Annotated in this window: 1 protein-coding gene; it reads left to right on the forward strand. The window is 76.7% G+C overall.

Going from position 1 to position 1,041, the window contains the following annotated elements:
* On the forward strand, positions 1–950 hold a 950-nt coding region (locus tag OZN99_RS32325), incomplete at its 5' end, for a FliI/YscN family ATPase (protein WP_270939280.1).
* Positions 951–1,041 lie beyond the last annotated feature (91 nt).

Genomic DNA, 1,041 nt, shown 5'->3' on the forward strand with positions numbered 1-1,041 from the left:
TGGCCGCGCCGCCGCCGCCCGGCACGCGCGCGCGGCTCGGACCGCGCATCGGGCTTGGCGTGCGCGCGCTCGACCTGTTCTGCACGATGCGGGAGGGGCAGCGGCTCGGCCTCTTCGCCGCCTCCGGCATCGGCAAGTCCACGCTGCTGGCGATGCTGGCCGGTGCGCCCGGCTTCGACGTGACGGTGCTCGGCCTGGTCGGCGAGCGCGGGCGCGAGTTGCGGGAATTCCTCGAGGACGATCTCGGGCCGCAGCGCCTGGCGCGCAGCGTGGTGGTCTGCGCCACCTCCGACGCGCCGGCGCCGCTGCGGCGGGAAGCGGCGGTGGCCGCGATGACGGTGGCCGAGCATTTCCGCGACGAAGGCAAGCGCGTGCTGCTGCTGCTGGACAGCGTGACGCGCTTCGCGCTGGCCTGCCGCGAGATGGGGCTGGCCGCGGGTGAGCCGCCGGCGACGCGCGGCCATCCGCCGAGCGTCTTCGCCGAGCTGCCGCGCCTGCTGGAGCGCGCGGGACCGGGGCCGGAGGGCTGCGCCGGCTCCATCACGCTTCTCACCACGGTGCTGGTGGAGGGCGACGACCACGACGAGCCGGTGGCGGATGCGGTGCGCGGCATCCTGGATGGGCATGTCGTGCTGGACCGCGCCATCGCGGAGCGCGGCCGCTACCCGGCGGTGGACGTGCTGCGCAGCCTGTCGCGCACCGTGCCGGGCTGCCTGGATCCCGACCAGCGCGCGGCGGTGGCGCAGGCCCGGCGCGTGCTGGCGCTGCAGGCGGAGATGGCGGAGCTGGTGCGGCTCGGCGCCTATCGCGCGGGCAGCGATTCGGAGGTGGACCTGGCGCTGCGCCTGGCCCCGCGCATCGAGGCGCTGATCGCGCAGGACCGTGGCGAGGCGACGCCGCTGGAGGAGAGCTTCGCGGCCTTGCGGGAGGTGCTGGCCGATGCGGCGTGATCACCTGGCGGTGCTGGCCCGGGTGCGCGGGCTGGAGCGCGACGCGGCAAGGCGCGGCATGGCGGCGGCGCAGGCGGCGCTGGACGCCGCG

The organism is Falsiroseomonas oryzae, from assembly GCF_027856955.1.
Lineage (GTDB): Bacteria > Pseudomonadota > Alphaproteobacteria > Acetobacterales > Acetobacteraceae > Falsiroseomonas > Falsiroseomonas oryzae.